Below are 24,493 nucleotides of genomic sequence, written 5' to 3' on the forward strand. Positions count from 1 at the left end.
CGGGATCCGCCTCCTCTCCCTCAATGGATATGGCCGAGGCGGATCGCCTTGGCTATGGCCTGTATCCGGTTCACGGCATCGAGCTTCATGGTCGCCGAACCGAGATAGGCGTTGACCGTATGGACGGAGAGACCGAGATTTTCGGCGATTTCCTCGCTGATGCGTCCGTCGCCCGCCAGTTGCAGGCAGGCAACCTCCCGTTCGCTGAGTGTCTCGGCGGTCACCGTCCGCCGCTCGTCCAGCGCAAGCAGGTCCATCATGATCTGGCAGCCGAGCACGTGGTGTTCGACGATTGCGTCGCTGGAGAGGTTGAGGGAGGCAGCGGTGAAGACGAGATAGCCGTTCCCCGTCGCACCAAGCCGAATTGGGAACGCCAATCCGGAGAAAGGCAGAACGTCCGATGGCAGTTCACGGATGAGAGGCGTGAACTCTGAAGCCTGTACGAAACTCATGTGATCAGAGCCGGTCCAGGCCAACGGCAGGAGCGATGTCTCCACGTGGTCCAACATCGCGTCGCCGTAGGTTTCCACCATCATGGCGAGATGGCGGGAGTGCTCCTCTCCCCAGTTGTCCATTTCCGAGATCAGCTTGCGCTTGCCCGGAAGACCGCCACCCGCGATCCGGAACATCACGAAATTGCGGGCCCGCAGATGCTTCTGCATCGCCGCCAGTCTTGGAAATATATCGGCGCGGCTGGTAGGCCGTTGAGCGCGGAGGAAATGCGCCGCCGTTGAGGCGTCGATCGCCATGCTATGCGTTCATCCCATTCATGCCATGCTTCCCTAGACCAGGTTGTGGCGCACTGCGTAGGCTATGGCCTCCGAGCGGGTTTTGGTTCCCGTCTTCCGCATTACGCTCGTTATGTAATTGTTGATGGTGTTACGAGAGATGCCGAGAATGGTAGCAATCTCATCGCTTGTCTTTCCTTCCGCAATCCAAAACAGGCACTCCAGCTCACGTTCCGTAAGCTCGAAATCCCGCTCCGTGCGGACCTCTCGTCGATCGGAAGAACTGACTGCGTAGGCCGCCAGAAGCCCCACTTCCCGCAATCGCTCCTGCGACAGGATCAGCCCCTCCGAGAACAACAGGAGCAGCATATAGCGCGTCCGCCCGACGCACAGACTGAGGGAGCAATACTGCCGGCTGATGTTGTCCGGAACAGGTGTGTCATCGGGGACGAGAGAAAAGGTTGGGGCGAAGAGCGAGAGACACTTTTCCAGTTCCGTCGATCTTGCGTAGTTGCTGGCAATCTCGGGTGCGACGCGGCGGACCAGATCAAAGGGCCAGTCGGAAGAGATGATGTATTCGAGACCCTGTTGCTGGATGAGGTCGCAGCGGGCGAGGAGGAAATGGGAGGCGCCCACATACTCGGCCAGAAGATGCATCGACGACGGAACGTCACGCGCACCGGCAGTGAGCGAGAGCTTGCGGACAACACGTTCCCGAGACGAAGGCGTCGAGGATGTATCATCCTCAATCCCCATGGTGTCTCTTACTGCCCTCACTCCCCTTGAATCCATCCGCCTTGCTAACCCTTAACAAGCACGTCTGGAGAGGCCAAAAATGCGTTCCAGATCCATCTGTTCAGCGACTCGCCTCCATCTGATCGTCGATTCGTAACCATTCTAGGAAAGCCGCCGGAAATTTCCATCGCTTCGATCTCATCTCCAGGAGCAGGAGGACGTCACGGATCAACGAACGATCGATGCATCCAGACAAGCTACGGGTATGTAAACAGAAAAGGCCGACCCTGCGGTCGACCTTTTCTGGTAACATTTCCGTGAGCTCCGGTCAGGCCGCCTGATCGACTGCCCATTTGCGGAGGATCTTCGCGGCCCGCTCCTCGCTGATCTCCACCATGCGGGAAAGCCGCTTCTCCGGGCCTTCCTTGACACGGCGATTGAAGCCACCCTCGTCGTCGCCCATGCCGAGCAGATCGTCGGTGCTGTCGAAGCCGAAGTCGGAGCCGAAGCCCTCCATCAAAGAGCTGCCGCCGGCCGCCGGCGAGAAGTCCGGCAGTTCGAGGCCGGCGCTGTCGGTGGACAGTTCCGTGGAGGCTGTCGTTGCACCGACCGTGCGGACCAGCGGGCGCAGGCCGAGCCAGACAACCAGGAAGGCGACCACGACGAAGGCGAGCGAGTTGATGATGCCTCCGAGATTACGGCTGAGAACCTCGGTCACGCCCGGTCCCGATGCTGCTTCTTCGAGAAGCTGCGACTCCAGGAAGTCCATGGCGGTGAGCGTCACGACATCGCCCCGCTCCTGGTTGAGGCCGGCAGCGGACGTCACGATCTTCTGCATCTCGGCCAGATAGGCATCGATCTTCGCCTGATCGACGGGTTCGCCGACCATCTGGGCGATGCGGCCCCGATTGACGACCACGGCGACCGACAGCTTCTCGATCTGATAGCTGTTGCGGACGGTCGCAACAGTCCTGCTGTTGATCTCGTAGTTCGTCTGTTCTTCCTTCTTGTCCGACTGGTCGGAGGATTGCGGACCTGTGGCACCGCCTGCCTCAGGAGCAGCCTGGGGAATATTCTGTTCGACGGTCGCTGCAGAATCGTTCTGGTTCTGTTGCGAACGCTGCTCTTCCTTGGTGATGCGGACCGAACGCTCGACACGCGATTCCGGATCGAAGATCGTTTCCTGGATCTGCTGGCTGTCCGTGTTGAGGTTCGCGGTCACGCTGGAGCGGAAGTTGTCCATTCCGAGGAATGGTGCCAACGCCTTGTCGATGTTGGTTTCCAGTTCCTGCTGCACCGACTGCACGATGTTGAGGGAGCGGTTGAGCTCGCTGTTTCCATACTCGTCGCCGGCGGCGAGGAGCTGACCCGTGGAATCAAGAATGGTGACGTCGTCGACTTCGAGGCCCGGAACGGCTGACGCGACCAGATGCCGAATGGATGCCGCGGCCTTGCGGCCGGTGCTGGTGCTGGCGCGAATCATTACCGACGCCGTCGGCTTTTGCTCGCCTCGCCGGAAGTTGCCGACGTCGGGCATCACAATGTGAACTCTTGCGGCGGCGACGCCGCTGATTTGCTGGATAGAGCGGCCGATCTCACCCTCAAGGGCCCGCACACGGGTGACTTCCTGCATGAAGGAGGTCAGTCCGAGGGAGCCGACATTGTCGAAAAGCTCGTAGCCCGCATTGGCGCTGTTGGGCAGCCCGCGTTCAGCGAGGAGCAGGCGGGCCTTGCCTGTCATGCCAACCGGGACCTGGATGGTTGCTCCGTCGGCTCCGACGGCAAAGTCGATACTGGCCTCCGCAAGGGCGATGCTGACCTGGTTGAGGTCCGTGGTCTCAAGCCCAACGTAGAGGGTTTCATAAGCAGGCTTGTTGACATAAAGCGCGGCGCCCAGGACGAGCGCAAGAGAAACGACGCCTACCCCTGCCAGCGCAATAAGCTTGGTCTGGCCTAGCTTGGCCAGATTATCGAAAACTTGATTGAATTGAGCCAACAGATTCATTCTGTTCCCACATCGCAAATACGGATCAGGCCTATGCCCAGGGCCACCCTAGGCAACGAAGCTTGTGCGAGCGTTTCGGGAATGCGATCTGGGCGAACTGCCGAGCCGTGGTTTTGGCGCGCCGACGATCAAAGAATCAGAAGAAGTCGAAGTCTCCAGCAGCCTTGCTGAGCGGCTGGCTGTGACCATGGCGAACGCCGGTAGCAAGGGCGCGGTGCATATCCGCCAGCTTGACGAGGCTGAGGGCAGTCGACACGTCGACCATCCAGTCCTCAGGTATGGTCGCGGTAATCGTGTCGATGAATTCGGCCAGTCCGCGCGTCTTCTGCACCGCCAGGTCGATCCCCTGCAGCACCTTGATGCTGTCGGGATGCTGCATCAGGTTCGCGTCGCCGAGCTCCAGCAGCTGCGGTTCGACACGCTCTATCAGGTACGCCACGTCATGCAGCTCCGATACGAGCCGCATCAGGACCTCCGGCAGAGACTGCTCGAGGGAAGCGTCTTGCGGCTTCGAGATGTCTTTCATGGCTTTCCTCGCGCCCCTGCGGGCCTTCCTAAAAGAATTCGATGGAGCTTTCGACCGGCTTCGGCGTCCGGACGGGACGCTGCTGCTCGAGAGCAACGGTCTTTTGCGTCTCAGCTCCAGTCAGCGGATACTGGCGGGCCCTTCCGCTCACCGGCCAGTATTCGAGCTTGCGCCCATGCTCTCCACCCGTCGAAGAACTGACGATGGGGATACCCTCGTCCTTCAGGAATTGGGTGGCGAAAGCGGCGTTCTGCTCGCCGACGTTGGAAAAGCTGGCAATCGTCTTGGCGCCGCCGAAAATCTTCGCTTCGAGCCGGTCGCGCCGCGCGCCCCTTTTCAGGAGGCCGTTGATCAGCAGCTCCATCAGGTGAACGCCGTAGCGGGTCGCATCGCCACCCGAGGACGCCGCGCCGCCGGACCCCGGGAGCAGGAAGTGATTCATGCCGCCGACGCCTGCGACCGGATCCCGCAGACAAGCGGCCACGCAGGAACCAAGGATCGTCGAAAGGACCACGTCCGGGTCATCGACGACCTTGTACTCTCCCTGAATAATGTGGACCCGCTTTGCGGCGGCAGTCTCATTCATTTGAGCGCTCCGAATACGGCTTCGATAGCCGCCTTCATCTTCTCGATGGTGAATGGCTTGGCCAGAACGTTGTTCGCGCCAAGTTGCGCAGCCTTCTGGACCAGGGCCCTGTCGCCCTGAGCGGTGAGAATGATGAAGGCCGCCTTCTTGGTGTTGGGGTTCTTGCGAACCGCTTCCAGCAGACCAAGTCCGTCCATCTTCGGCATGTTGAAGTCCGAGATCACCAGGTGGTGCGGCTGCTCGTACATGATCTTCATGCCCTGCTCGCCGTCACCGGCGGCGGTGATCTGCTTGAAGCCCAGCTGTGTCAGAGCATCGCTGAGCAGCAGGCGGCTGGTTACCTGATCATCGACGATCAGAACTTTGATCTTTTCTGCGAGCGACATTTATTCGACACCTTCTTTTCGGGCAGCAGTTAGTTTCAGTATTTCCTCGCCGATCGCGCCGAGCGGCAATTGCTGTTCGACAGCGCCAATCTCGTGGGCAACGCGGGGCATTCCATAGACAACGCAGGTCTTTTCGTTCTGGCCGATGGTGCGGGCGCCGGCCCGCCGCATCGTCAACAGCCCGGAAGCACCATCACGGCCCATTCCGGTCAGGATGACGCCCACCGCGTTGCGCCCGGCCAGGGTCGCAACGGAGTCGAATAGGACGTCCACAGACGGACGGTGACCGTTGACCGGCTCGCGCTCAACCAGGCGGCACGACGGGGCTGATGGATTGACGACCTCCAGATGCCGGTCACCGCCAGGCGCCACGTATATCTTTCCGATCTGCAGCCGGGCACCATCGGTCGCTTCCTCGACGACCGGTGCGCAAAGGCGATTGAGGCGCTCGGCAAAGCTCTTGGTGAAGGTCGACGGCATGTGCTGAGTAATTACTGTCGGCGGACAGTTCTTCGGGAAGTTCTGCAGCACGGTAATGAGCGCCTCGACCCCGCCCGTAGACGACCCGATGGCGACGACCTTGCGGCCGACCCGGTATTCAGCAGACGGCGTAATGGCGGGTGCCGGCGGGAAGGCCTTGCGTCGCAGACCCGAACGCGCTGCCGCCTTCACCTTCTCAGCCAGATCCAGGAAGGGACGGGCGTCGCCGGGAGATGGCTTGCCGACACAGTCGAAAGCGCCGATCTCCAGGGCCGCCAATGTCGCATTGGCCCCTTGGTGGGTCATCGTGGACACCATGATCACCGGCATGGGCCGAAGCCGCATGATCTTGTCCAGGAATTCGAGGCCGTTCATGTTCGGCATCTCGATATCCAGGGTCACGACGTCGGGGTTGAGCTCCTTGATCGCTGCCCGGGCTTCGAGAGCATCGCTCGCCTGGCCGACGACGCTGACCTCGGGGTCGGAATTCAGGACGGCCGTGATCAGGCCACGCATGGTGGGAGAGTCATCTACGACCAGAACCCGTGCCGGTGAACTCATGCCCGCCTCCCCGCGCCAGAGCCCGTATAGCGGTAGGTGGTGATGCCGATGTTGTCGAACTGGTTCTTCGCATCTCCCGAGACGCGCTCGGAATGTCCGATGTAGAGATGACCACCGACGGGCAGCAGTGCTGCAAACCGTGACCAGATCTTCATCTGTGTCGGCTCGTCGAAGTAGATGACGACGTTGCGGCAGAAGATTACGTCGAACTGGCCCTTGAACGGCCACTGGGCCATCAGGTTGAGTTCGTTGAAGGTGATGAGCTTCTTGAGGCGATCATCGACCTGGAACTTCCGTCGCCCACCGACGTCGAGCTCCTTGAAATACTGCTTGCGGATCTGAGGCGACACCGTTTCCAGGGCGTTCTCGTCGTAGATCCCTGCCCGGGCCTGGGCGAGAATCTTCGGATCGATATCGGTCGCGAGGATCTTGAAATCATAATCCGCGGCATTGGGCAGTGCCGACAGGACGGTCAGGGCGATCGAATAGGGCTCCTGCCCGTCAGAACAGGCTGCCGACCATATGCGCACGCGCCCGCCCGACTTGGCCCGCGCGATCAATCCGGGCAGCACTTCGTCCCGGAGATGCTCGAAGTGATGGTTCTCACGGAAGAAGCGGGTGAAGTTGGTGGTGAGATGCGACAGCATCTCACGCCGTGCGGCCGCACCCTCCGGCGAAGCGACGAGGGCGCAATACTCCCGGAAACCCTTCAGCCCCAGCGAACGGATGTGCTTGGACAGCCGGGAATAGACTAGCGACGCCTTGGAATCATTCAGATAGATCCCGGCATCGGAATAGATCATCGCCGCAATTTCGGACAGATCGCGGCGGGTCAGCGGGTATTCCCCGCTTGCCATGACCTCGTCCGGCGATTGCCGGGTATCGACTGCGCCCATGGGCATCATGCAGCTTCGCTTTCCTTGTGCAGGAAGAGCGCATCCAACTCGATCATGCAGATCATCCGCTTGTCGATGGACAGGATCCCCCGCGCATATTGTTTCTCGAGGTCGGAAGAGACTTCCGGTACCGGCTGGATATTATCCTCGGTAATCGTAAGGATATCGGAAACAGCCTCCACCAGAAGACCGACCACGCGCGACCTCACCTGCGCCACGATGATCACGTGGCGCGCAGTCGGTTCCGCGTCCTTCATCCCGAGCCTTGCGGATAGATCGATGATCGGAAGCACGGCGCCACGAAGGTTGATCACGCCCATCACGTAGGGGGGCGCATGCGGCAGCGGAGTGGCCGGGGTCCAGCCCCGGATCTCTCGGACCGACATGATGTTGACGCAGAACTCCTGGTCGCCGATGCGGAAGGCGATCAGCTCGCGGCTGGCTTGATGGCTGTTTTTCACGGCGTACGACATACACTTAACCCGTGGCTGCTAGTGATATTTCCGGTTTGAGGGACTGCCCGCGCGATGCCGCCACAACGGCATCGACATCGAGAATGAGGGCGACGCGGCCATCACCGAGGATGGTAGCGGCCGCAATTCCGGGAACGTGGGTATAGTTGGCTTCCAGCGACTTGATGACAACCTGGCGCTGGCCCTGGATGGCATCGACCATGAGGGCACGCTGCCCGCCACCTTCAGATTCCACCAGCAGGGCGACTCCCTCGACGGGATTTGCCTGTGTTGCCCGGAAGTTCAGGATCCGGCCTACATCCACCAACGGGCAGAAGGAGTCGCGGATCGAGATGAGCCGCTGGTTTGCCCCGAAGGAATGGATGGAGGAGGCCTCCGGCTGCAGCGTCTCGACGATAGCCGTCAGCGGCACCACCAGCGTCTGCCCTGCAACCGTCACCACCATGCCGTCGAGAACGGCAAGCGTCAGCGGCAGGCTCATCGTGAAGGTGGAGCCGTGGCCTGGGCGCGACGAGATCGAGATTCGTCCACCAAGCGCCTGGATGGAGCGCTTCACCACGTCCATGCCGACGCCGCGGCCTGAAATGTCCGAGATCTTGTCGGCGGTCGAGAAGCCCGGCGCGAAGATCAGATTGTCGATCTCCTCGTCCGTCAGGTTGGCGTCTGCAGCGATCAGATCGTTGTCGATCGCCTTCTGCCTGACCCTTTCGCGGTTGATCCCGGCGCCATCGTCGACCAGCTCGATCACGATGCGGCCCGAGCGGTGCTTGGCCGTCAGCTTGATCGTGCCTTCCGGATCCTTGCCAGCCGCCTCGCGCTTCTCCGGTGTCTCAATGCCGTGATCGACGGCGTTACGGATCATGTGGGTCAGGGGCTCCGCAAGCTTGTCGATGACAGTCTTGTCGACTTCGGTATTCTCGCCTTCGGTGACGAGCCGGATCGACTTTCCGACCATGTCCGCGACTTCGCGGACGATACGCGACATGCGCTGGAAGACCGGCTTTACCGGCTGTGCGCGGATCGCCATGACGGAATCCTGGATCTCGCGCGTCAGTTGCTGGAGTTCCTCCAGGCCCATGTTGATGGAGGAAGTTCCCGTCGTGTCGTTCTCGATAACGCTCTGCGACAGCATGGCCTGATTGATGACAAGCTCGCCCACGAGGTTGATCAGGCGATCGACACGGTCGAGGTCGACGCGGATGGTCTGTCCTGCTGCGGCTGCGGCAGCCGCATTCTGCGCGGCGGCCGCGGAAGCGGCCGTGGCGGATGCTTCCTTCTTCTCGACCCGAGCGGCCGCGGCAGCCATCTTCGACACCGAACTCGCGGTCTCCGCTGCGGCTACGGCTTCCACTGCGGCATTGGCGGACGATGTCGTCTCAGCTGCGGTGTCTGTCTCGTCCAATGCCGAAAGGTCGAAGGGCACGGGGATCATCGGAACCTCTTCCTCGGGCGCCGCGTCGGCGGCTTCCCTGATCTCCAGGTCGCAATCCCATTCGGCAAATTCGAAGACAGTGCGAATGTCATCTTCGGACTTTTCCGTCTTCAGCTGGATGGTCCAGCCGAAATAGGCCTCTTCTGGATCCATCTTGTCGAGCGCCGGAAGACCGTCGGCATCGCAATTGATGCTCATCTCGCCGATGCGGGAGAGATCCCGCAACAGCAACGCCGCCTCGTTGCCCTTGGTGTAGAGTTCCCGACGCGGGCGGAACGAAATCTCGTAGGCCCGGCTGTCGTCCACCGCTTCACCGTCGTCGAAGGAATCGAACGAGAACGGGATCGGCTGGAAACCGCTGTCATCGGTAGGCGCGGGCGCGGGGGTAGCTGCAGCAGTTGCCGGTTCGGGCGTCTTGGCGGCAGGCGCCGGGGCCTCACCGTTCGCCAGCGCCTCGAGCTCCTTGACCAACGCCCGGCTGCGCGTCTCGTCGACATAACCGCCATCGCGGGCGGCATTGGTGAGGTCGGCAAGGACGTCGGCCGATTTCAGCATGACCTTCAGGACATCCTGCGTCGGCTCAAGACGGTTCGAACGTACGCAGTCGAGGGTCGTTTCGAAGACATGGGCAAAGGCGACAAGGTCGTCCAGGCCGAAGGCGCCAGCACCGCCCTTGATGGAATGAACGGCACGGAAGACGGCGTTCACCGTCTCGGGATCGCGATCTCCATCGTTGAGCTTCAGAAGCCCGGATTCCAGTTCCGCGAGTTGCTCCTCGCATTCCTGGAAGAAGATCTCTTTGATTTCGTTCATATCCATCGGAGAAAATCCTGATCAGGCGGTTTGTTTCAGGCTGTGACGCGCTCGATTGCATCGATGAGCTTGGCGGGATCGAACGGCTTAACGATCCAGCCCGTCGCACCAGCCTGGCGGGCTCGGTTCTTCTTCTCCGCATCGCTTTCGGTGGTCAGCACGAGGATCGGGACCGCACGATATTTCTCGTTGCGGCGGACGCCTTCGATGAAGCCGAAGCCGTCGAGGCGCGGCATGTTGATGTCGGTGACGATGACGTCCGGATTGGCATCTTCCAGGACTTCCAGCCCCTCGACGCCATCCTCGGCCTGGACCGTCTCGAAACCGGCATTATTGAGGGTTACCAGCAGCATGTTCCGGATGGTCCGGGAATCATCCACGGTCAGCACTTTCTTCTTCATGATTTCAGGTCTCCTTGGCCGTCAGCTGGTGAGGATCGATGCCGATGAGTTGCAGGGTCTTTTCGAATACGTCGGATGCCTTCTCGACAACGAAGGCCTTCTTGTCAGCCTGCCATGCGCGGGCAGCCGCGACGATGACCTGGACACATTGGACCCCCAGCCGTTCAACTTGCGACGCATCGATCTTCAGATCGCGGCCACGAAGCTCCATCAGCTTGCCATGCAGGACGGACGCTTCGTTCAGGTCCAGGACCGGTGACAGTTTCAGATTTTCCTGGGCAGCCTTTTTGCTCGCCATCAGTTCATTCCTTGTCTTCTGGGAAATTCGATTTCGTCGCCGGCAGGCTGCAGTGGATCACCGACATCGATCAGAGCGACCGGCAGGCGGGCGGGTGCCAGCGGCGTGGTGTTCTTACGGTCGGAGCGATAGCGGACCTGCCGCTCGACCCGAAACTCGCGGACGGTACGCCCGAGCTCGAGGATCACCGTGTGCAGGTCGTCCGCCTCGGATCCAACCATTCCGGCATTGCCAGCCGTGGCGCTGATCTCCCTGCCTACTGATGAGAGACCTGCCGAGATGCTGCCGAGTTCGCCGACATGCTCGTCGGAACGGGTGGCTATGCCGGCGATCGCGTCGTTTATTTCCGTGACCTGACGGACAATGCCACCGATGGCATCCTGCGTGCGGTGTACCATCTCGACCCCGGCATCCACCTGGGTCTTCGTCGTGTTGACCAGTGACTTGATCTCCCGGGCCGCATCGGCGGAGCGCTGCGCCAGGGCACGCACTTCCTGTGCGACGACCGCAAAGCCCCGCCCGCTTTCTCCCGCCCGTGCCGCTTCGATGCCTGCATTGAGCGCCAGGAGATTGGTCTGGAATGCGATCTCGTCGATGACGCCGATGATCTGGCCGATTTTTTCTGCAGACGTCTCTATGTCCGACATGGCAGTGATGGCACGTCCGACAGCCTCACCACTTTCCTCTACCGTTCCCCTCGTCATGGCTGCGAGCCGCGCCGCGTCGCCGGTTTCTGCGGCACCCGTGCGAAGACGGCCGACCAGTTCCTCCAGTTGATGCGCCGCTTCCCGGACACGGGCGGACTGCCCTTCGGATTCCTCGGCCACGGCACGTGCGCGCGCAGCAAGGGCGGCGGACGCCGTGCCAGCCTGGTCGCTACGCCCACAGGCGCCGTGGATCGAGGCGCGCATGGTCTCGATGGCGCCACCCAGCACGGATGTAATCTCTGCATAAGCCCCCGGCACGTCCTCCGGCAGCGTGGCGGTCAGGTCACGTTCGGCGAGCGAATGGATAACCTCGGACAGAAGCTGGATCACCTCGCCCTGGTCTTCCTGCCGTTGCTCGGCCAGGGCGCGATGGTGCTTCTGGCGCAATTCGTTGAACCGGAGCGAAACGGCGATTTCGACGTCGACCATGACTAAACGGACAAGCGCTGTGACGATGTCTGCGAGACCATCGGAGCCGCGCCGACCGAAAGGGAGCCGCGACTTGCGGCCTTCCTGCGCCATGGCTGCCTTCAACAGATGCTCCAGCATGACGGCATGTCCGGCAATGTGCCACCTGGGATCAAGTCCCATGCGGCTCTCGCTGTCGGACAGTATCTTGACGCGTTCTGCATAGAGCGCGTCGAACCGCGCGTCGGTCAAGACACTCCAGTGGGAGGATTGCAGATCATGCAGACGCTCGATCTGCTGCTCGCTGGCGAAGGCACGGGATGCCTCGGGGAAGGACTGATAGCGCAGCATGAGATCGCGCAGGCCGCTTTTCACCGCTGGCTCGAGCTGCGGCCGGTGGCGGCGCAGCAGGTCGCACAGGGCGGCGTCGAGGCCAGCGAATGCCAGCCTTTCCCCCAGGCTTCCCGCCTGTCCCTTTCGCGCCTGATCGGATCGCGTCTCGTTCCCCAACTGCATCCTCGAAACCAATAGATACCCAAGAAGGGCCGAGTGCGAACTGTCGCTTCACAAGGTCCGCCGCAGAGATCGCGGGCCGATGCACCGGCACACGCGCCGGCGTCACAGACCATGCGGTCACCGCAGTCGTTCTGATTGTGATCATGGATGATACCGGGTCGAGACCGGTACGGCAGGGCGGCGTCATGCCTCGGGAAACTCCAGGTAACCCAATTTGCCGTGGTTTCTAATATGTATGGTTAATTCCTTGCCCGAAGGTTAAGATGTGGCTGGAACTGTCCCAACATCGCAACCATTTGCAGCCGGAAGCCACGGTTCCGACGTGTGGCTCCTACCCTATGAGGCATGGGCTCACGCCTGTTAGGCCTCCGGCGGGAACCGGCGGCTGAGATGTGGCGAGCCCCGCAGACCAAAGCGCCACGGCTGGTCGGCAGCCTTGGTTATCCCGATGCGCGTTCCAGTTGCTACCGAGCAGCTCTCGCGCGGCAGCGACACCCGGAAGGGCGGTTCGACCAGACTGAGCCCGTCATGCTCGCGGCCGATGCCAAGTGCCTGGCACACCCGCCCGGGACCGGCACAGAGGAGGCGAGGTGCGGTCTGCCCGCGGCGCTCCTGCATTTCCGCCACACCCCATACCGGCTCCAGGGCACGGATGAGCACTGCGCTGCCGGGCCGGCAGACGACATTGAGACACCAGTGGATGCCGTAGGAACGGTAGACATAGGCATGTCCCGCAGGCCCGAACATCGAACGGTTCCTATCCGTCGGGCCTCGGAAACTGTGCGAGGCCGGATCGTCGGGCTCATAGGCTTCAGTCTCCACGACGATGCCACCGACACCACGGAAAGCCAGCTCGGCGCCGATGAGGTCGCGGGCGACTTCCACGGCGGAACGATCGAAGACATTCTGGGGGTCCATGGCCTGCTCTGGCTTGGGAGACTGAAGGGAAATGGTGCCCGGAGGCGGATTTGAACCACCGACACGCGGATTTTCAATCCGCTGCTCTACCAACTGAGCTATCCGGGCATCGAGGCTTCTTCAAGCCTTCCGGCACTGGGCCGGCGGGGCCTGCGCCCCGGAAGCGAGCGGGGTTATAACATCTTGTTCGGCCATGTCCAGCGGCGGCGGACACTTTTTTCGCCTGCGCTCATCGTCCGGGAAATCGGCGTGGAACAGACCGGCGGACACTACTCGTCCAGGGGGTCAGCCTTGCTCTGGTCCTCGGCCACCGGGATGGCGTAGGAACCCTTCAGCCAACGCGACAGATCGAGGGTACGGCAGCGATCGGAGCAGAAGGGATAGTGTTCACGAGCCGATGGCTTACCGCATTCCGGGCACGGCCTTGCCTTGCGAAGCGGCTCCACCTTGGCGCCGGGCTTTGTCGATGGTGCCATAGGTCTCAGCCCTCCGGCCAGGCCGCCTGCACGTCGAAGCCTTCTCCCGAAAGCAGCGACAGCGTTTCATAGAGCGGCAGCCCGACGACATTGGTGTAGGACCCTACGATCTTCTGCACGAAGCTGCCGGCGATGCCCTGGATCGCGTAGGCGCCGGCCTTGCCGCGCCACTGACCCGAAGCGATGTAGTTGTCGATCTCGTGCGGCGACAGTCGCTTGAACCGTACCTTCGTCTGTACGACCTTCTGCCGGAACTGGCCGCCCGGCGTGACGAGACAGATGCCGGTATAGACCGAGTGGCCGCGTCCGGAGAGAAGGTGCAGCGCGGAGGATGCCTCGTCCGTATACTCCGTCTTCTCCAGGATCCGGCGCCCGACCGCAACGACCGTGTCCGCCGACAGGATGTAGCTGTGGCGCCAGGCGAGATCGCTCTTGAGCGCAGCCCAGGCGGCCTCCGCCTTCTCGCCGGAAAGGCGGCGGGCAAGCGAGCGGGGGTGTTCGGACTTCTTCGGCGTCTCGTCGATGTCCATCGGCATCAGGCGCGCAGGATGGAGCCCTGCCTGGTTGAGCAGGTCCAGGCGACGCGGAGAGCCGGAGGCCAGGATGAGTTTCTGTTCTGACGCCATGAGCCTGCCGAACTGCCGCTTGATATTACTTGAAGCGGTAGGTGATACGGCCCTTGGTCAGGTCGTAGGGAGTCATTTCCACGAGGACCTTATCGCCGGCGAGAACGCGGATACGGTTCTTGCGCATCCGGCCAGCGGTATGGGCAATGATTTCGTGTTCGTTTTCTAGCTTCACACGGAACGTCGCGTTCGGCAGCAATTCGGTCACGACGCCCGGAAACTCAAGGACTTCTTCTTTAGCCATCTATGGATTATCTTCCTGTCTGTTGATTTCATGGGCGCAGCTTCAGCCGGCCCCGCAAATTTTGGCGGAAACTACACAATCATGTTCGCTTTGTGAACTCGCATAATTTCCGTTCCCCTTCCGTCGCTCATCGCCTGTCCGCCGGACGCTTCTGCAGGCTGGAAAAGCGCTCCTCGATCCGCTTCCAAAGGTGATCCCTCACCCCACGGTACGCGTCGAGCCGTTGCTCGCGAGAGCCGGTCGCGGCGGTTGGATCCATGGTCGGCCAGTAGACGACCTCAACCGCATTCGACCGCGTCAGTTCAAGCGCCGCATGATGGGCCTCGGGCGTCAATGTGATGATGACGTCAAAATAGTCGTCTTCGAGATCGTCAAGGGTCCGAGGCTGGTGACGCGGAATGGAAAGACCGATCTCGTCGAGCACGACATCCACGAAAGGATCAGGCTCTCCTGAACGCACGCCAGCCGACTGGACATAGATATCGGAAGGCAGCAGCCGCTTTGCAATGGCCTCTGCCATTGGCGACCGGATCGCATTCCAGCCGCACATGAAAAGGATTGCGCCCGGCCTCTCCTTCTTGACGTCCGCGTCAGGGGCGCCGCTCATGGACGTCATCCGCGCCAGTAGAGGACACAGACGAGCGTGAACAGCCGTCTGGCAGTATCAAAATCCAGCCGCACCTTGCCGTCCAGGCGATCCATCAGGGTTTGCGATCCCTCGTTGTGGATACCGCGGCGGCCCATGTCGATCGACTCGATCCGGCTAGGCGTGGCGGAGCGGATCGCCTCATAGTAGCTCTCGCAGATCATGAAGTAATCCTTGATGATCCGCCGGAAGGGCGTCAGCGAGAGAATGTGGGTGGCAACGTCCTCTCCACCCTCGGTCGTGATGGTGAAGACCAGCTTGGAGTCCACCAGCGAGAGCTTCAGGTGGTAGGGGCCGCCAGAATGTCCCACAGGCTCGAAGGTGTTTTCCTCCACCAGGTCGAAGATGGCAACAGCCCGCTCATGCTCGACATCCGGCGTGGAGCGCCCGATGGACTCATCCAGGACGACATCGGAAAGCCGGAAATCGCCCTTCGCCATCCTCAACCCCCGCGGTTGAGCCGGATCGAGACCGACCTTGCATGGGCATCGAGCCCTTCGGAATTCGCGAGCGTGATTGCCGCGGGCGCCAGCGCTGCCAGCTGGTCGGGACCGAGGCGAAGGATCGAGGTGCGCTTGACGTAGTCGAGGACGGAGAGACCTGACGAAAAGCGGGCCGAGCGTGCCGTCGGCAACACATGGTTCGATCCGCCGACATAATCGCCGATCACTTCCGGTGTATGCCGGCCGACGAAGATCGCTCCCGCATTGCGGATGCGGTTGATCAGCGCGTCGGGCTCCGCCACGGCGAGCTCCAGATGTTCGGCAGCGATCCGGTCCGCCAGCGGAACGGCCGCCGAAATGTCACCGACGAGGATGATCGCACCGAAATCCGCCCAGCTTTTTGCTGCGGTCCGTGACCGCGACAACCGGGTCAGTTGACGCTCCACCGCCTGCTCCACCGCCTCCCCGAAGGCGCGGTCGTCCGTGATCAGGATGGACTGGGCACCCTCGTCGTGTTCCGCCTGTGCCAGGAGATCCGCGGCGATCCAGTCCGGGTCGTTCTCGCCATCTGCGATAATGAGCACTTCGGAAGGACCGGCAATCATGTCGATCCCTACCTGACCGAAGACCTGCCGCTTCGCCGCGGCGACGTAAGCATTGCCCGGACCGACGATCTTGGCGACCGGTGCGATCGTTTCGGTGCCGTAGGCGAGAGCGGCAATCGCCTGCGCGCCGCCGACCCGGTAGATCTCCGTCACGCCGGCGATCCGGGCGGCCGCCAGGACAGTGGGATTGATCGCTCCACCGCTGGCCGGGACCACCATGACCACCCGAGGCACGCCCGCTACCTTCGCCGGCAGCGCGTTCATCAGGACCGAACTCGGATAGCTTGCTGTACCGCCCGGGACGTAGAGGCCGACTGCCTCGACCGCCGTCCAGCGGGACCCGAGTCCGACGCCGAGCGCATCCTCGTAGATGTCATCCTTCGGCATTTGCCGCGCATGGTGCTTCTCGATCCGCTCGGCCGCAAGCTTCAAAGCTTCCAGCACCTCCGGATCGGTGGCGGCTACCGCCGCATCGATGTCCGCGTCGCTGACCCGAAGGCCGGCCGTCGCGAGATCCACCCCATCGAAGCGGGCCGAATAGTCGAAGAGCGCGGCGTCGCCACGAAGGCGCACGTCATCGATGATGCCCCGCACCACGGCGTTGACATCATCGGAAACCTCCCGCTTCGTCGAGAGAAAGGCGGAAAACCGCGCCTCGAAGTCCTCGGATCGCTGATCCAGCCAGATTGCCACGTCTTACGTCCCCCTGAAATTCCGTGCTGCCTGCGTCACTCAGTCGGCCGGGTGCGCCGGCAGGCGCTCGGTTGCCCAGGCACCGCCGGTATCCAGCATCTGCACCTCGATGCATTCGACGTCGAGGCTGATCGCGGCACCGCCGGCAAGCGTCAGTTCGATCGTTCCGTCGGGCCCCTCGCCCTTCTGCTCGAACCGGATGGCCAGCAGGCAGTAAACACCTTCCGCGTCCTGTCGATTGATGCCCATCGACCGGACTGCCTCCACACGCTTGAAGGAGATGACCGAACGACGCCGTTCGTAGCCCTTCCTCCCGCGGTCGGCCTCTTCCCAGACAAAGCGGTTGACCACGGCGGTGAATTGCCGGTGGCGCGCGTCATAGCTCAGTTCGCCGACGCGAAAGACGCTATCCTGCATATGGGCGGAGATGATGCCGAGATCATCCTGATCGAGAGCGAGAAGCTTGAGGTCGGCCATGATTCCATTCCAATCCACGGCGCGCGCGGCGCGTTGTCATCCGGCGCTGGAGATAGGATGACGCGGCACGCCATGCAACGCCAGCGTGACCTTAGTCGCTGACCCGTTCGACCTCGGCGCCGCAGCGGGTGAGCTTTTCCTCCAGCCGCTCGAAGCCGCGGTCGAGGTGGTAGACACGGTTGACCATGGTCTCCCCCTCGGCCGCCAGCCCGGCGATGACAAGCGACACGGAAGCCCTCAGATCCGTCGCCATGACCGGGGCTCCGCGCAGCCGATCCACCCCCTCGATCCGCGCCATCTGTCCGGACAGCGAGATGCGCGCACCGAGACGCGCCAGTTCCTGCACATGCATGAAGCGGTTCTCGAAGATGGTCTCCGTGATGTGGGAAACGCCGGAGGAGCGCGTCATCAGCGCCATGAACTGTGCCTGCAGGTCGGTCGGGAAGCCGGGGAAGGGTTCCGTGACGACATCGACCGGCTGGATGCCGTTCCCGTTGCGCACCACCCTGAGCCCGCTTTCGGTCTCGGTGATTTCGGCTCCGGACATGCGCAGCGCATCAAGCGCGTTCTCGAGCAGGTCCGCGCGCGTTCCCTCGAGCGTCACGTCGCCACCGGTCATCGCGACAGCCATCGCATAGGTACCCGTCTCGATGCGGTCCGGCAGCACGCGGTGGCGCGCGCCGTGCAGCGAGGTGACGCCCTCGACCGTGATCGTGCTGCTTCCCGCGCCGGAGATGCGTGCTCCCATGGCGATGAGGCAGTCGGCAAGATCGACGACCTCGGGCTCGCGGGCGGCATTGTCGATCACGGTCGTGCCGTTCGCAAGCGTTGCGGCCATCATCAGCACATGGGTGGCCCCGACCGAGACCTTGGGGAAGGTGTAGTGTCCACCGACGAGCCCACCGTCCGGGGCAGTCGCATTGACATAGCCGCCGTCGATCTCAATCTGTGCGCCAAGCGCCTGCAGGCCTTCGAGGAAAAGGTCAACCGGGCGCGTGCCGATGGCGCACCCCCCCGGCAGCGATACGCGGGCCGTACCGGCGCGGGCCAGGAGCGGTCCGATGACCCAGAAGCTCGCACGCATCTTGGAGACGAGATCATAGGGAGCAGTCGTGTCGACGATCGTCCTGCAGGTGAACTGGATCGTCCGCGAATAGCTTTCCGTCTGGCTTTCGCGCCGCCCGTTGACCATCACGTCGACACCGTGATTGCCGAGGATTCGCAGAAGCTGCTCGACGTCGGCAAGATGCGGAACGTTCTCCAGCGTCAGCGTATCGCTGGTCAGCAGCGACGCAATCATCAGCGGAAGCGCCGCATTCTTGGCGCCGGAGATTGGGATGACGCCGTTGAGCTTGTTGCCGCCGCGAATTCTGATGCGATCCATGAGGTCCAACGGGAGCAAGCCCGCCCTTTGTTCTTGTGCAAGCGCGAAAGATGGCGTCCTTAGCGGAAAAGCAAGTAGGCTTCAAATGGTTTGGACTAGGCCGGATGCGGATGTGTCAGCCTGATTCGTCCTTTTTTGCGGCGGGCAGCCCGTCCACCTCGTCGGCCGCCCCGGCGCGCCGCGCCCGCGTCTGCGCCTTGCGGCGCAGCAGGTTCTCGCGAAGCTTGGCGGCGGCGCGTGCCTGCCGCTGCTCTTCCCTGATCTCCGCTTCCCGCTTGCGCCCGCTCTTCGTCTCTACTGCCGAAGGCGTCGCATCTTCGTCCTTTGCCGCCATCACTCGTTCCTACATGCCTGCTGGAAAACCCGTCGGCCTCCTTTTAGCTCCATCCTGCGGCGAACCGCAATTTGCGGCTTGCGCTCGCTCCGAAGCTATGGCAATAGGCCCCTCGCCCGACGACGTCCACCACGGACGCCCTTCAGATTGGGCCTAAGCTGCTATAGCTCAGGGGTAGAGCACTCCCTTGGTAAGGGAGAGGCCGAGAGTTCAAATCTCTCTAGCAGCACCATCACTTCCCCCCGAAATCCCGGCGTGGTTCGTCGAAGGCGCTCCTTCTTCTTTCTTCTTTGCCGATCATTCCACTACGCGGCGCCAGCCGACCGCATCGACGCCGGCGAACAATGCGCCCGGCGTAGTCGCCATGGAAGAGGTTGCAGGGAACAAAGCCCGGGCGTGAGCCCAGCCTCCGATGTCTCTGACGGAGACCGTGGAGGAACACAGGGCGATGCGGGACGGCAGGCATTCGGGAATGCCCGCCAATCCAAATTTGCCGCCAACTCGGTTGCCGCTGTGCCTATCGCGTCTTGTTGAGGAAGTCTTCCACCGACGCCCGGTGTTCCGACGTGGTGTAGCAGATCGCCTGCGCCTCCCGTCCGAGCGTGAATATCTCGTCTGCGGTGCTTTCCATCGACTGGTCCAGGATGGCCTTCGTCAGTGCGATCGCAGCCGGTGCGCCCTGGCAGAGTTCTTCTGCCCATGCCTGGGCATCGTTCAACAGTTCTTCAGCGCTGGAGATGCGGTCCACCATTCCGATCTGAAGCGCTTCCTCGGCCTCGACGACGCGGCCCGTCAGGATAAGCTCCTTCGCCTTCACCAGACCGACGCGACGGGGCAGGAAATACATGCCACCGCCATCGGAGACCAGGCCACGCTTGATGAAGCTCATGGAGAGCTTCGCCCCCGAGGCGGCGATGATGAAGTCGCAGGCAAGCGCCATGTCCAGCCCCAGGCCGAAGGCAGCGCCGTTGACGGCAGCGATCACCGGCTTGGTCATGTTGCGAATGACGCTGATGCCCTTGTGGGTCTGCTTCTGGCGTAGCCACCCGTTGAACGCCACCTCCCCGGCGGGTGCCTCAAGCCGCCCGCGCATGCCGCCGATATCGCCGCCCGAGCAGAAGCCCTTGCCTTCCCCCGTCAGGATCACGCCACGCACCTCGCGGCTCTTGTCGGCCCATTCGAATGCGGCGATGAGCTCCGCACGCATCTCGTCGTTGATGGCGTTCCTGACGTCAGGCCGGTTCAGCTTGATCGTCGCAATCCCATTCTTCACGTCCGTGGTGACGAAGGTCGCGACGGGGAGGATTTTCGCGTCGGCGTTCGTATTCATGGTAGGAGCCTTTGCTGATTTCTCTGCTTGTTGATGTCAGGCCGTTCGGGGAGCGATCGTCAGCGCCAGGGGCAGGTCCGTCCCGAACAGCACTTGCTGCTTCAGACCCTCACGATCCTGATCACCGAGGGCCCCGGCAGCCAATTCGTCGTATTTCTCCACCAGTTCCTCGTCGGTCAGCGGATCGTCGGGGTCGCCCTTGCGCGTCTGCTGGAAATGATCCAGTACCCGCCCGTCCGTCAGTTCGACCCGCAGCCGCGCCATGCGGCGGCTCGGATAGGCGGCAGCGATCTCGGCATCCTCGACCACCACGACCTTCGGCATGATGGCGCGGATATCTTCTCTGGCCAATGCCTCCGGCGTGAACGCCTCCATCCGCACACGGCCGACGGCGAGCAATGCGCCCACGCAGTACTGCACGGAGAACCGTGCATCTCGCGCAGTTTCGACCTTCATGCGGTTGCAGATGGCCGCGGTCGGTCCATAACCGTGCACGGTGATCGAATGGATGTCGCCCGCCTGAAAGCTCACCTGTGACTGCAGCGTCCTGACACCGTCCAGCGTGGGAAAGATATGGCCGCAACAGCCATGGTTCTTGAAGGTCATGCGGGTGATCGGCGTCCATTCGCCCAGCCCGTCGAGAGCCGCCTGCCAGTTGCCGGTCGTGTCGCTCGAGGCAGCGGCATAGCCGTGGGGCGCGTGCAGGCTGTCAAGCGATCCGGTCACTCCGGCAGAGGCCGCAAGGCCGGCGAGCACACCGGCTTCGGCCGCGTGTCCGCAATGGAGCGGCTTGGTGTTGCCAAGGCCTTGCAGGTTTTCCTGGTGTCCCCCAGCGAAGCTCGTGGAGATGGCGATGGCATGCGCGATCGTGTCAGCCGTCCCGCCGAGGAGCATGGCGGTGGAAACCGCCGCCCCAATCGTCCCGACCGTCGCGGTGATGTGCCAGTCGCGGTAATGGCTCGGCTGAAGCGCGATCGCGACGCGGCAGCCAACCTCGTAGCCGCCGATCACCGCGCGCCGGAATGCCTCGCCGCTCGCGCCGACATCCTGTGCGACGGCAAGGGCCGCCGAGATCGTCGGGCTGCCGGGATGATAGCCACCGTCACGGAAGATGTCGTCGAATTCCGCTGTATGGCTCGTCACGCCGTTCAGGAGAGCAGCGTGCCTTGATGTCCCAACCGAGCCGTCGACATAGCTGATCGCCCGCCCCTCTCCTCGTCCGGAAGCCAGAACCTTGGCGAGGGCCGGACCTGGACCATCGAGACAGCCGGGCAACATCGATCCGAACCAGTCAAGGATCGTACGCCGGGTCTGCCAGTCGACCTCCTCGGACAGGGGGCAGCTGTTCCAGTGCGCAGCCGCCTCGGCCAGTGTGATCAAAGGATTGCTCATCGTCTTCAGGCACCTCGTTTTCTTACCAACGCCCTTGCCCGCAACGGCGCCGGTGGAGGATCCAATACCCCCCGTTATTGCGTCAACTGACCATCCGTCCGGATCGGCCGACCGCTGGCCGTTGCCATTGCAGGGCCAGATCAGCCCCGCTTGAGCAAGAGGCCGCCGTCCACGGGCAGCAGGACGCCGGTAATGTATTTCGCTTCGTCGGAGGCCAGGAAGACTGCCGCGTTGGCGACGTCCAATGCCTCACCCATGAAGCCCATGGGAACGAGTGCATCGCGTTCCGCGCGAATTTCCTCGCGGCTGCGCCCGGTCTCGGCGGCCCGGCGCTCGATCGCCATCGGCGTATCAATCAATCCGGGAACGATGACGTTCGCTCGCACGCCGAAGGCGGCATTCTCGGCTGCGACGTGCTGCGTCAACGTGTTGATTGCTCCCTTTGAGGTCTTGTAAGCGAGCGTCGGGCGCTTGGAGAGCGACGAGGTGGAGGAGATGTTGATGATCGAACCCGACCGCTGTTGGCGCATCACCGGCAGCGCGTGCTTGCACATCATGAACATGCTCTGGAGGTTGAGCGTCATGATGCGCTCCCAGGCTTCCACTTCGAGTTCCCATGTCGGCCTGTCGCCCTTGGACATGCCGACATTGTTGTGCAGGATGTCCACCCGGCCGTAGCGAGCGACTGCGGCTTCGATGACGGCACGGCAATCATCCTCCCGGGTCACATCGGCCTCGAACGTGCTCGCCTGAGCCCCGTCCAGCAGTGCGCGAGTGTCCTCCGCCCAGGCGCCGACCTTGTCGACGAGCAGGCAGGTCGCCCCTTCCTGGGCAAAACGCATCGCGACGGCACGCCCGTTGCCGACCGTCGTGCCGGACTGCTGTCCCGCTCCGACGACCACCGCGATCTTGCCCTGCAAACGACCAGCCATGCTTCCTCTCCATCCGCCTATCTGACTAAGCGATAGCATCGGGCGGCGGACAGAAAGCCTGATCAAACGTTAGGTAATCCAGAGTTCCGTTCTGCTAAGCACTTATCAGGGCTGGCTCAGGACGACCTTGGACCCGGAATAGAACTCGGGGGATTCCCCCACTTGGCCAAGCAGCCAATCGATGAATTTCTTTGTCTTTACGTTCACCGAGGCCGTGGTGGGCCAAGTCACGTAGAAGGATGCGCCGGTTGCGATCCGCATGTCGAACGGCCGGACAAGCCGCCCCCTTCCGACCAGATCGTCCAGAAGTCCCAACTGGCCGATAGCGAGGCCAAAACCCTGCTCGGCTGCCGAGAAGGTAAGAAGCGAGGTGTCAAACTCCATGCCACGCCGATAGTCGATCTGGACGCCGATCGTCTCCGCCCAGTGCTCCCATGCACGCCGCCGATACCGGGAATGCAGCAATTCGCAGCGCTCGACATCCGCCGGCTTTTCGAGCGGTCCGACCTTCTCGAGGTAATCTGCGCTGCAGATCACGTCGATTTCCTCGTCCCACAGTTTGCGAGCCTTGGCATCCTTCCAGTGGCCAGAACCCAGCTGTACGGCAACGTCGAGATGGGTTCCCCGGAAATCCAACGGCTCGACTCGCGTGTCGAAACGGACCCGGATGTCGGGGTATTTCTGCATGAAATCCGGAAGCCGCGGCATCAACCACAGATGTGCGAGCGTCGGATGAACCCGCAGGTTGACGGTGCTCTGCGTCTCCTGGCTGATGATGCGATGCGTCGCATTCTCCAGTTCGTCGAACAGTCCGGCGATCTCAAGGCCGAAGGCACGGCCCACGTCGGTGAGTTTGGCGGAGCGGGTGCCGCGCTCGAAGAGGCTGACATTGAGGTAGTTCTCCAGGATCGCGATCTGACGGCTGATTGCGACCTGACTGACGCCAAGCTCCCTGGCCGCAGCCGTGAACGTCTTGTGCCGCGACGCGATGGCGAAGGCGCGAAGAGGGTTGAGCGGAAGGTTGAGTCTCTGTTCTTGCATAAGCGCAGGTTTCCCTAGAGCGACGAAAAGCCAGTCAATTTCCCAATAGGTCAGGCTAGTGTCGACATGGAAGCAATATCGGCTTGTCTCTTGCTCTGCAAATATCCCGGACATAACTTTGCCGGCAGCCCATCTGCAGTGACCCTGACGACAGGCGAAACGCCGGGAGGGGCAGGATGCGAAGGCTTGAAGGCAAGGTGGCCATCATTACGGGTGCGGGATGCGTCGCCCCGGGATGGGGCAATGGGAGAGCTGCGGCAGTCCTGTTCGCCAAGGAAGGCGCCACCGTCATCGGCACGGACATCAACACGGACGCGATGGAAGAGACCGCACGAATGCTGCGGGAGATCGGCGGTGCGCATCACCTCGCACACTGTGACGTCACCGACAGTTCTTCCATCGCAGGCATGGTTGAGGACGTCATGTCCCGATATGGCAGGGTGGACGTCCTTGTGAACAATGTCGGCGGATCAGCCAAGGGCGGTGCGGTCGAGATGAGCGAAGAGCTGTGGCTCAAGCAGCTCAACTACAATCTCACAAGCGTCTTTCTCATGTGCAAGCATGTGCTGCCCATCATGAAGGCTCAGGAAAGCGGCTCCATCGTCAATACAGCCTCCACGTCCGGAATTCGCTGGACCGGCGCTGCACAGGTCGCCTATGCAGCGGCGAAGGCAGGGGTCATACAGTTCTCGCGGGTCACCGCCGTCGAATATGCGCCATTCAACGTCCGCGTGAACACGGTGGTACCCGGCCAGATGCACACCCCGATGGTTGAAGCGCGCCTCGCCAGTCAGCGCGCCGGTGGCGATGTCAGTGCATTGCTTGCGCAGAGGCAGAGCAGGATTCCGCTGCCCTTCATGGGAGATGGCCGGGACACCGCAAATGCCGCGCTCTTCCTCGCCTCCGACGAAGCCCGGTTCGTGACCGGTACGGAACTGGTGGTCGACGGCGGGATGTCGGCGCGTTGTGACTGACCGCCGAAAGCACGTGAGACCCAAGGG

Annotated in this window: 28 protein-coding genes and 2 tRNA genes; 2 read left to right on the forward strand and 28 right to left on the reverse strand. The window is 62.3% G+C overall.

Annotated elements, in window-relative coordinates; all coding sequences use genetic code 11:
- Positions 1-20: 20 nt before the first annotated feature.
- The 24 genes from visR to ACEPP2_RS02030 all read right to left on the reverse strand — a co-directional run bounded on the left by visR (position 21) and on the right by ACEPP2_RS02030 (position 18,797).
- Positions 21-749, reverse strand: coding sequence for a transcriptional regulator VisR (gene visR / locus ACEPP2_RS01915; protein WP_395515625.1), 729 nt, complete (start codon positions 747-749; stop codon positions 21-23).
- Positions 750-782: 33 nt separating this feature from the next.
- A complete protein-coding gene (gene visN / locus ACEPP2_RS01920; RefSeq protein WP_318290221.1) occupies positions 783-1,484 on the reverse strand; it encodes a transcriptional regulator VisN in 702 nt (233 codons plus the stop codon).
- A gap of 307 nt (positions 1,485-1,791) precedes the next feature.
- Positions 1,792-3,468, reverse strand: coding sequence for a flagellar basal-body MS-ring/collar protein FliF (fliF, locus tag ACEPP2_RS01925; RefSeq protein ID WP_077549056.1), 1,677 nt, complete (start codon positions 3,466-3,468; stop codon positions 1,792-1,794).
- Between the two features lie 136 nt (positions 3,469-3,604).
- A complete protein-coding gene (gene cheT, locus ACEPP2_RS01930; RefSeq protein ID WP_052636916.1) occupies positions 3,605-3,994 on the reverse strand; it encodes a chemotaxis protein CheT in 390 nt (129 codons plus the stop codon).
- A 28-nt stretch (positions 3,995-4,022) separates the two neighbouring features.
- Positions 4,023-4,580 carry a chemoreceptor glutamine deamidase CheD gene (gene cheD, locus ACEPP2_RS01935; RefSeq protein ID WP_077549055.1) on the reverse strand — a complete coding sequence of 186 codons (558 nt, stop codon included), beginning with the start codon at positions 4,578-4,580 and terminating at the stop codon, positions 4,023-4,025.
- A complete protein-coding gene (locus tag ACEPP2_RS01940; RefSeq protein ID WP_052636914.1) occupies positions 4,577-4,966 on the reverse strand; it encodes a response regulator in 390 nt (129 codons plus the stop codon). The genes cheD and ACEPP2_RS01940 overlap by 4 nt, the downstream gene beginning before the upstream one ends.
- The gene (gene cheB, locus ACEPP2_RS01945; RefSeq protein WP_395515626.1) at positions 4,967-6,007 is read right to left on the reverse strand and encodes a protein-glutamate O-methylesterase CheB; all 1,041 of its coding nucleotides are present in this window, start codon (positions 6,005-6,007) and stop codon (positions 4,967-4,969) included.
- The gene (gene cheR / locus ACEPP2_RS01950; RefSeq protein WP_052636912.1) at positions 6,004-6,912 is read right to left on the reverse strand and encodes a protein-glutamate O-methyltransferase CheR; all 909 of its coding nucleotides are present in this window, start codon (positions 6,910-6,912) and stop codon (positions 6,004-6,006) included. The genes cheB and cheR overlap by 4 nt, the downstream gene beginning before the upstream one ends.
- Entirely contained in the window at positions 6,909-7,376 is a 468-nt protein-coding gene (locus ACEPP2_RS01955) for a chemotaxis protein CheW (RefSeq protein ID WP_052636911.1), read from the reverse strand. Before ACEPP2_RS01955 ends, cheR begins: the two co-directional genes overlap by 4 nt.
- A 4-nt stretch (positions 7,377-7,380) precedes the next feature.
- Entirely contained in the window at positions 7,381-9,627 is a 2,247-nt protein-coding gene (locus tag ACEPP2_RS01960; RefSeq protein WP_077549053.1) for a chemotaxis protein CheA, read from the reverse strand.
- Positions 9,628-9,656: 29 nt separating this feature from the next.
- Entirely contained in the window at positions 9,657-10,022 is a 366-nt protein-coding gene (gene cheY1 / locus ACEPP2_RS01965) for a chemotaxis response regulator CheY1 (RefSeq protein ID WP_052636909.1), read from the reverse strand.
- A gap of 4 nt (positions 10,023-10,026) precedes the next feature.
- Positions 10,027-10,320 carry an STAS domain-containing protein gene (locus ACEPP2_RS01970; RefSeq protein WP_281978697.1) on the reverse strand — a complete coding sequence of 98 codons (294 nt, stop codon included), beginning with the start codon at positions 10,318-10,320 and terminating at the stop codon, positions 10,027-10,029.
- Positions 10,320-11,951 carry a globin-coupled sensor protein gene (locus ACEPP2_RS01975; RefSeq protein ID WP_281978698.1) on the reverse strand — a complete coding sequence of 544 codons (1,632 nt, stop codon included), beginning with the start codon at positions 11,949-11,951 and terminating at the stop codon, positions 10,320-10,322. Before ACEPP2_RS01975 ends, ACEPP2_RS01970 begins: the two co-directional genes overlap by 1 nt.
- A gap of 360 nt (positions 11,952-12,311) precedes the next feature.
- The gene (locus ACEPP2_RS01980; protein ID WP_077549050.1) at positions 12,312-12,869 is read right to left on the reverse strand and encodes a DNA-3-methyladenine glycosylase; all 558 of its coding nucleotides are present in this window, start codon (positions 12,867-12,869) and stop codon (positions 12,312-12,314) included.
- A 32-nt stretch (positions 12,870-12,901) separates the two neighbouring features.
- Positions 12,902-12,977: transfer RNA gene (locus ACEPP2_RS01985), tRNA-Phe, on the reverse strand.
- A 161-nt stretch (positions 12,978-13,138) separates the two neighbouring features.
- Complete coding sequence (gene yacG / locus ACEPP2_RS01990; protein ID WP_077549049.1) at positions 13,139-13,345, reverse strand: DNA gyrase inhibitor YacG; 207 nt, start codon at positions 13,343-13,345, stop codon at positions 13,139-13,141.
- A gap of 5 nt (positions 13,346-13,350) precedes the next feature.
- Entirely contained in the window at positions 13,351-13,971 is a 621-nt protein-coding gene (locus ACEPP2_RS01995) for a Maf-like protein (protein ID WP_052636904.1), read from the reverse strand.
- A 25-nt stretch (positions 13,972-13,996) separates the two neighbouring features.
- The gene (gene infA / locus ACEPP2_RS02000; RefSeq protein WP_004435948.1) at positions 13,997-14,215 is read right to left on the reverse strand and encodes a translation initiation factor IF-1; all 219 of its coding nucleotides are present in this window, start codon (positions 14,213-14,215) and stop codon (positions 13,997-13,999) included.
- Between the two features lie 127 nt (positions 14,216-14,342).
- Positions 14,343-14,831 (reverse strand): arsenate-mycothiol transferase ArsC, encoded by a 489-nt coding sequence (locus tag ACEPP2_RS02005; RefSeq protein WP_395515627.1) that lies wholly within the window; start codon positions 14,829-14,831, stop codon positions 14,343-14,345.
- On the reverse strand, positions 14,828-15,301 hold the full coding sequence (locus ACEPP2_RS02010; RefSeq protein WP_142588247.1) for a UPF0262 family protein: 474 nt from the start codon (positions 15,299-15,301) through the stop codon (positions 14,828-14,830). Before ACEPP2_RS02010 ends, ACEPP2_RS02005 begins: the two co-directional genes overlap by 4 nt.
- Before the next feature lie 2 nt (positions 15,302-15,303).
- Complete coding sequence (gene hisD / locus ACEPP2_RS02015; RefSeq protein ID WP_395515628.1) at positions 15,304-16,602, reverse strand: histidinol dehydrogenase; 1,299 nt, start codon at positions 16,600-16,602, stop codon at positions 15,304-15,306.
- A gap of 39 nt (positions 16,603-16,641) precedes the next feature.
- Positions 16,642-17,079, reverse strand: a complete 438-nt coding sequence (locus ACEPP2_RS02020; RefSeq protein ID WP_152341061.1) for a DUF2948 family protein — start codon at positions 17,077-17,079, stop codon at positions 16,642-16,644.
- 91 nt (positions 17,080-17,170) lie between these two features.
- Positions 17,171-18,463 carry a UDP-N-acetylglucosamine 1-carboxyvinyltransferase gene (gene murA / locus ACEPP2_RS02025; protein ID WP_395515629.1) on the reverse strand — a complete coding sequence of 431 codons (1,293 nt, stop codon included), beginning with the start codon at positions 18,461-18,463 and terminating at the stop codon, positions 17,171-17,173.
- Between the two features lie 115 nt (positions 18,464-18,578).
- Positions 18,579-18,797, reverse strand: coding sequence for a hypothetical protein (locus tag ACEPP2_RS02030; RefSeq protein WP_052636898.1), 219 nt, complete (start codon positions 18,795-18,797; stop codon positions 18,579-18,581).
- A 157-nt stretch (positions 18,798-18,954) separates the two neighbouring features.
- Between ACEPP2_RS02030 and ACEPP2_RS02035 the strand changes: the two genes are divergently transcribed.
- Positions 18,955-19,029, forward strand: a tRNA-Thr gene (locus ACEPP2_RS02035).
- Between the two features lie 285 nt (positions 19,030-19,314).
- On the opposite strand, the gene ACEPP2_RS02040 is transcribed toward ACEPP2_RS02035, so the two are convergent.
- From ACEPP2_RS02040 to ACEPP2_RS02055, 4 genes are all read right to left on the reverse strand, one after another.
- Positions 19,315-20,127, reverse strand: a complete 813-nt coding sequence (locus ACEPP2_RS02040) for an enoyl-CoA hydratase/isomerase family protein (RefSeq protein ID WP_395515630.1) — start codon at positions 20,125-20,127, stop codon at positions 19,315-19,317.
- A 36-nt stretch (positions 20,128-20,163) separates the two neighbouring features.
- On the reverse strand, positions 20,164-21,519 hold the full coding sequence (locus ACEPP2_RS02045) for an MmgE/PrpD family protein (RefSeq protein ID WP_395515631.1): 1,356 nt from the start codon (positions 21,517-21,519) through the stop codon (positions 20,164-20,166).
- Between the two features lie 140 nt (positions 21,520-21,659).
- Positions 21,660-22,451 (reverse strand): SDR family NAD(P)-dependent oxidoreductase, encoded by a 792-nt coding sequence (locus ACEPP2_RS02050; protein WP_395515632.1) that lies wholly within the window; start codon positions 22,449-22,451, stop codon positions 21,660-21,662.
- 105 nt (positions 22,452-22,556) lie between these two features.
- On the reverse strand, positions 22,557-23,492 hold the full coding sequence (locus ACEPP2_RS02055; protein WP_142588242.1) for a LysR substrate-binding domain-containing protein: 936 nt from the start codon (positions 23,490-23,492) through the stop codon (positions 22,557-22,559).
- A gap of 176 nt (positions 23,493-23,668) precedes the next feature.
- On the opposite strand from ACEPP2_RS02055, the gene ACEPP2_RS02060 reads away from it, so the two are divergent.
- Positions 23,669-24,466, forward strand: a complete 798-nt coding sequence (locus ACEPP2_RS02060; RefSeq protein WP_395515633.1) for an SDR family NAD(P)-dependent oxidoreductase — start codon at positions 23,669-23,671, stop codon at positions 24,464-24,466.
- Positions 24,467-24,493 lie beyond the last annotated feature (27 nt).

The sequence above is a fragment of the Pseudorhizobium flavum genome (assembly GCF_044142885.1).
Taxonomy (GTDB): domain Bacteria; phylum Pseudomonadota; class Alphaproteobacteria; order Rhizobiales; family Rhizobiaceae; genus Neorhizobium; species Neorhizobium flavum.